We start from the raw sequence: 5,767 nt of genomic DNA, 5'->3' as shown, positions 1-5,767 counted from the left end.
GCAGCCCGCGGGGGCGATCTCGGCGGCGGCCATCATCGTGACCATCCCCGTCGTCGTGCTGGTCATACTGTTCCAGCGCAGAATCGTCGCGGGCCTGACCCAGGGCGCCGTCAAGGGCTGACCCGTCGCTCATTCATAGGAGAACTCTTATGGCTGCCATCACAATGAACAACATCATCAAGACATACGGCGACGGCTTTCAAGCGGTGAAGAACGTCAACCTGGAGATCGCCGACGGCGAGTTCATGATTCTGGTCGGGCCCTCGGGATGTGGTAAGTCGACCCTGCTGCGGATGATCGTCGGTCTGGAGGACATCAGCGGCGGCGAGATGCTGATCGGTGGGGAGCGCGTCAACGAGAAGGCGCCACGGGACCGCAACCTCTCCATGGTGTTCCAGAACTATGCGCTCTACCCACACCTCACGGTCTTCGAGAACATCGCCTTCCCACTTCGCCTTGCCAAGACGTCGGACACCGAGGTCAAAGAACGGGTGAACCACGCAGCCGAGCTGCTCGAGCTGACCGAGCACCTGGAGCGGAAACCGGCCAACCTGTCGGGTGGACAGCGTCAGCGGGTGGCGATGGGCCGCGCCATCGTCCGCAACGCACAAGCGTTCCTGTTCGACGAGCCACTGTCCAACCTCGACGCCAAGTTGCGCGGACAGATGCGCACGGAGATCTCCCGGCTGCAGAAGCAGCTCGGCATCACCACGGTGTACGTCACGCACGACCAGGTCGAGGCGATGACGCTGGGCGATCGGGTTGCCGTTCTCCGTGCTGGGGTTCTGCAGCAGGTGGACTCGCCCCGGAAGCTGTACCGGAATCCGGCCAACCTCTTCGTCGCCGGGTTCATCGGATCGCCACCGATGAATTTCATCCCCGCGACCGTGACCGAGGATGGACTGAGCACGCCGTTCGGCTCGGTCCAGCTCCCGCCGTCGCGATCGGTGGACCTGTCCGGAAAGGAGATCGTGCTGCTCGGAGCGCGCCCGGAGTCGTTCGAGGACGCTGACGTGGTCTCCGACACTGTCCGGGACCACGGGATGACCTTCGAAGCGAACATCGATGTCATCGAGTGGCTCGGTAATGAGCAGTACGCCTACGTGCCGTATGAGGCGCCCGAGACCATCCGTCAGCAGCTCGCCGACCTCGAGCGTGAGCTGGACAGTGAGGCTTTGCGGACGCAGCTCGTCGTCTCCCTTGATGCCTCCAGCCTGATCGAGGAGAGCAGCACCGCTTCGCTATGGATGGATCTGCGGAGCGTACACGTCTTCGATCCCGGCACCGGCGAGAATCTCACAATCAAGGGCACCCCGGCGGGTGAACCCGAGCAGGCGCAAGAGACCGTCTAAGAGGTGGGATCGCCAGGCACGCTCCAGCGTCATACGACCATCGTCAGGCCGGTGCGATGTGGTGGAATGCCCGCGCAACGGGTGGAGTAACATCAGGCATTCTCCTCCTCACGGAGGGGTGTCGGCGTTGTTAGGGTCAACCTGTGGACGAGAGTCGGAACGAACTGGTGTCGTCGTGAGCGGAGATTCGTACGAGGTCCCGGAGAAGCCCGATCGGCATGTGGACCCCGGGGTCAACAGTCCGGCTGATCTGCGCTGCTCGGATGTGGATCGGGAGCGGGTGGCCGAAGCGCTACGGCAGGCCGCCGGCGAAGGGCGGCTGACGCTGACCGAGCTCGAGGAGAGGCTCGACGCGACTTTCAAGGCCAGAACCTATGGTGACCTGCAGCCGATAACACGCGACCTTCCACAGGGCCCGTATCCCATACCTGGCGCATCGTCCGCCGGTCCCCAATGGCATGGCCAGCCTCCGGCTCCGGGGCCGGTGCAGCCGGCTGGAGTGCCGCAACGGCCACCGGAACCCGGCGTCAAGCCGGGAGCACCGGTCCCCAAGGAGCAGATCAACGCCATCCTTGGGGAGGACAAGCGGAAGGGTCGCTGGGAGGTGCCCGCCCGGCTGGACGTCGTGCCGATCCTGGGCAGTGTCGAGCTGGACTTCACCGAAGCGGTCGTACGTTCCCCGGAGGTGGAGATCAGGGTCGGCGTGGTCCTCGGCAATGTGACGATCGTCGTGCCCGAGGGGATCGATGTCCGCATCGACTCCATCACCAACGTCCTCGGCGAACGCAAGATGAAGCTCGACGCTCCGGTCACGCCGGGCGCACCGATACTGCGTGTCAGCGGGTTCGTCCTGCTGGGAGAAGTCACGGTCCGCCCGCCGAAGAAAGGCATGTTCTCTTAGGCCATGTACGCATGCGCCCCGGGTGAACCGCTCGGGGAATCGGCGACATGGTACGGCCACCGCGGCGTCGGCGGGGTCAGGTGGTCTTGGCCTCCGGCCCGGTCACTACGGGCGGATGAGCCCGCGCAGGGGCGGTCGTCCCCGGCACCGCGTTCTCCAGCACGGTCTCGTACATGGTGATGAACTGCTCCATCGCCCCGTCGACGGCCGCGCGCTCGCCGGTCGCGAGGAGGTCGAGGAGAAGCCCGCGGGCGACGGCCAGACCCAGCCGCGCATGGTCACGAGCGTGGTCAGGATGCATGCCCGCCCGTCGAAATGCGCGGGCAAGCGGGTCTAGCCACGCGTCGATGACACCGTCGAGCAGCGGCCTCGACTCCGGATCACCCTGCAACGCTCGCCCATAGACCTCGAAGAACAGGCGCTCGTAGGGCCACAGGGCCGGATCGGCGACGCGCTGCCAGAACTCTCGCGCCACGTCGAGGGGAGAGGCGGTCTCGAGGTCATCGAGCTCCTCGAGCAGCGCTCGCTGTCGCTGTTCCATGACGCGGATGATCTCGACCAGCAGTCCCTCCTTGGAACCGAAATGGTAGATCAGCATCCGGTGGCTGCTGCCGAGCTCAGCGGCGATCTCTCGCAGACTCCGGTCGCCTACCCCATGCGCCGCCACATAGTCGATCGCGGACTGCAGTAGTGCCTGTTTGCCGCCGCGGCCTTTCGTCATGTACCAAATGGTACATGTACCATTTGGTACACACGAAGGAGGTTTCCATGTCTGTCCAGACGATCGACGTGTCCGTTGCCACTCGAGCCCGTGCGTGCACGGTCTATGCGCTACTCCGGGAGGGTGCCGGTTGGCCGTCGTGGTCACCGATCGAGAGATTCGAGCTGGTGCGGGAGAGCGTGGACGGCGGTGAGGGAGTCGGTGCGGTCCGGCTCTTCCGCACCGGCAGGATCCGGAGTGTGGAGCGGATCGTGGAGCTGGTACCGGATCGGAGGCTGAGCTACGTTCTGGAAAAGGGGCTGGCGGTCCGCGGTTACCGAGCCGACATCGATCTCAGCGAAGACGTGAGCGGGACGAGCATCCGCTGGCATTCCACATTCCGTTCGAAGATGCCCGGTATGGGAGGGCTGTATCGGCGGACTCTGACCACGTTCATCCGGAAGTGTGCTGAAGGGCTCGCTGAGCACTCCGCTGCCATCGAGGGTGTGCGCGAGGCGGACAACCGGAACTAGGGCGTATGGGACGCCCCGTATCCGGCGCCGGGTCCCCGTCCTGGCTCGTGTTGATCGGCATATGCGGTACAAAGGCCCGATGCATCCCGCGAACACGGATGTATTATCAATTTCATGCCGTATTTTCGGATCTCTGAGGCAGCTCGCCTGCTTGGCGTGAGCGACGACTCGGTTCGGCGATGGGCGGAGAACGAGCGGCTCGACGTCACCCAGGACAGCGCCGGTCGGATGGTCATCGACGGGGCCGAGCTCGCACGGGTCGCCCAGGAGATCGTCCCGGCCGAAGCCGCACTGCCCACACCTCTCCAATCGGCGCGTAACCACTTTCCAGGTCTGGTCACCGCCGTGCGCAAGGACGGCGTGATGGCACAGGTGGAGATCCAGGCCGGTCCGCACCGCGTCGTGTCGCTGATGAGTCGTGAGGCCGCTGAGGAGCTCGGACTGGAGGTCGGAGTCGCCGCGATCGCGTCGGTGAAGGCGACCAATGTCGTGGTCGACCTGCCGAAGGGCACCCGATGAGCCCGACGTGCCTCGTGGTGGCCGACCTTGGGCCGCTACCCCCACCGGACGGCATGGAGCCGGTGGTCTGAATGCGCCGAAGATCCGATGCGGGAGGCAGCGGCGTCTCGAAACGGCGGCTGCGGGCCATGGACAGTGTGCGCGTGGCGCTGATCGTGCTCGGTGCCGGGGCCCTCGCCCTGCTCGGTCAGCCGGCGAACGGTGGCGGCGGTGACGAGGACACGACCGGCGCCGTCACCGTGCTGGCCGCGGCGTCGATGACCGACGCGTTGGAGGAACTCGTCGATCAGCTGGCCGATGAGTATCCCGATCTTGAGATCGTGTCCTCCTTCGGCCCGAGCCCTGGCCTGGCCGCGCAGGTACTCGCTGGAGCCCCGGCCGACATCCTGATCACCGCGGACACCGCCACCATGGAACCCGTCGTGCGCGCGGGTGTGACAGCGGGCGACGTCCGGGTCGTTGCCCGCAACGCCCTCGTACTCGCGGTGCCGCCTGGTAACCCGGGCGGAGTCACACACCTCGCGGATCTTTCCCGTGAGGAACTGCTGATCGCCTTGTGCGAGCCCAGGGTGCCGTGCGGCGCCGCCTCCGAAGAGCTACTGGCGTTCGGTGGCGTGCAAGCCGCGCCCGACACCTATGCCACAGACGTGAAGCAGGCGGCCGGGCTGGTGCGTCTCGGCGAGGTCGACGCAGCCCTGGTCTACCGCACCGACGCGGCGGCAGCGGGCGACGAGATCGAGTCGATCGGCCTGCCCATGGCCGCTGACGTGGCCAACGAGTATCCGGCGGCGCTGCTTCGCAACTCCCCGAATCCGGCGGCCGCGCGCGTCGTGCTCGACGTCATCGACGGCGAACCGGGTCGGAAGGTACTCGCCGAGTCAGGCTTCCTGGAACCATGAGCTCGCTGGTCCCATCCGACAGGTCCCGGCCCCTGAATCCGACGCGGAGCGGAACGCCAGGCCGCCGGAGAACGCCGCGGACCGACGCCCGGGTTCCTGTCGCGTTGGTGCTCCCCGCCTTGGCGGGCCTGGCACTGCTGCTCCTGCCGCTGGCCGGGCTGGCGTGGCGTGCACCGTGGGGACGGCTCCCCGAACTGCTCACGTCTGAGAGCGTGCTGACCGCCCTGCGGCTGTCGGTGACGACGGCGACGCTGGCCACCGTGCTGTCGGTGCTGTGCGGCGTACCGCTGGCCTGGTTGCTTGCACGCGGCGACTTCCCCGGGCGTGCCCTGCTGCGTGGAATGGTGACAGTGCCGCTGGTGCTGCCACCGGTGATCGGCGGTGTGGCACTGCTGGTCGCCTTCGGCCGGCAAGGCGTGATCGGTGGCTGGATGGACCGGACTTTCGGCATCAGCCTGCCGTTCACGACGACGGCGGTGGTGCTGTCGCAGGCGTTCGTGGCCATGCCGTTCCTGGTCGTCGCGGTCGAGGGTTCCTTCCGGAGCGCGGATCGTCGCTACGACGACGTCGCGGCCACGCTGGGTGCGTCGGCCTGGACGGTGTTCCGCCGGATCACGCTGCCGGCCGTCGCTCCAGGAATCGCCGCCGGCGCGGTGCTCTGCTGGGCCCGTGCACTCGGCGAATTCGGCGCCACCGTCACGTTCGCCGGCAGCTTCCCGGGGACGACGAGGACCCTCCCGCTGGAGGCTTACGTCGCCATCGGTGCCGGCGACACCGACATGGCGATCGTGCTCAGCCTGATCATGATCGTCGTCAGTGCGACCATCCTCGTCGGTCTCAGGGAACGCTGGGTGAATGTGCGA

Annotated in this window: 7 protein-coding genes and 1 pseudogene; 7 read left to right on the top strand and 1 reads right to left on the bottom strand. The window is 66.6% G+C overall.

Annotated features, from left to right (window positions below; genetic code table 11):
- The 3 genes and pseudogenes from ELR45_RS43140 to ELR45_RS33335 form a co-directional block, all read left to right on the top strand.
- Window positions 1–121: pseudogene (locus ELR45_RS43140) on the top strand (carbohydrate ABC transporter permease); the annotation flags it as partial.
- A gap of 28 nt (window positions 122–149) precedes the next feature.
- Window positions 150–1,352, top strand: a complete 1,203-nt coding sequence (locus tag ELR45_RS33340; RefSeq protein WP_129670132.1) for an ABC transporter ATP-binding protein — start codon at window positions 150–152, stop codon at window positions 1,350–1,352.
- Window positions 1,353–1,527: 175 nt separating this feature from the next.
- Window positions 1,528–2,253, top strand: coding sequence for a DUF1707 SHOCT-like domain-containing protein (locus tag ELR45_RS33335; protein ID WP_129670131.1), 726 nt, complete (start codon window positions 1,528–1,530; stop codon window positions 2,251–2,253).
- 76 nt (window positions 2,254–2,329) lie between these two features.
- On the opposite strand, the gene ELR45_RS33330 is transcribed toward ELR45_RS33335, so the two are convergent.
- Window positions 2,330–2,974: a TetR/AcrR family transcriptional regulator gene (locus tag ELR45_RS33330; protein ID WP_129670130.1), complete on the bottom strand. Its 645-nt coding sequence runs from the start codon at window positions 2,972–2,974 to the stop codon at window positions 2,330–2,332.
- 47 nt (window positions 2,975–3,021) lie between these two features.
- Between ELR45_RS33330 and ELR45_RS33325 the strand changes: the two genes are divergently transcribed.
- From ELR45_RS33325 to ELR45_RS33310, 4 genes are all read left to right on the top strand, one after another.
- The gene (locus ELR45_RS33325) at window positions 3,022–3,486 is read left to right on the top strand and encodes an SRPBCC family protein (protein WP_129670129.1); all 465 of its coding nucleotides are present in this window, start codon (window positions 3,022–3,024) and stop codon (window positions 3,484–3,486) included.
- Between the two features lie 114 nt (window positions 3,487–3,600).
- Complete coding sequence (locus tag ELR45_RS33320; RefSeq protein ID WP_129670128.1) at window positions 3,601–4,005, top strand: TOBE domain-containing protein; 405 nt, start codon at window positions 3,601–3,603, stop codon at window positions 4,003–4,005.
- A 71-nt stretch (window positions 4,006–4,076) separates the two neighbouring features.
- A complete protein-coding gene (gene modA / locus ELR45_RS33315; RefSeq protein WP_129670127.1) occupies window positions 4,077–4,904 on the top strand; it encodes a molybdate ABC transporter substrate-binding protein in 828 nt (275 codons plus the stop codon).
- On the top strand, window positions 4,901–5,767 hold an 867-nt coding region (locus tag ELR45_RS33310), incomplete at its 3' end, for an ABC transporter permease (RefSeq protein WP_129670146.1). The genes modA and ELR45_RS33310, both read left to right, overlap by 4 nt.

The organism is Phytoactinopolyspora endophytica, from assembly GCF_004138495.1.
Lineage (GTDB): Bacteria > Actinomycetota > Actinomycetes > Jiangellales > Jiangellaceae > Phytoactinopolyspora > Phytoactinopolyspora endophytica.
This window is presented reverse-complemented; position numbering and strand designations above follow the sequence as displayed.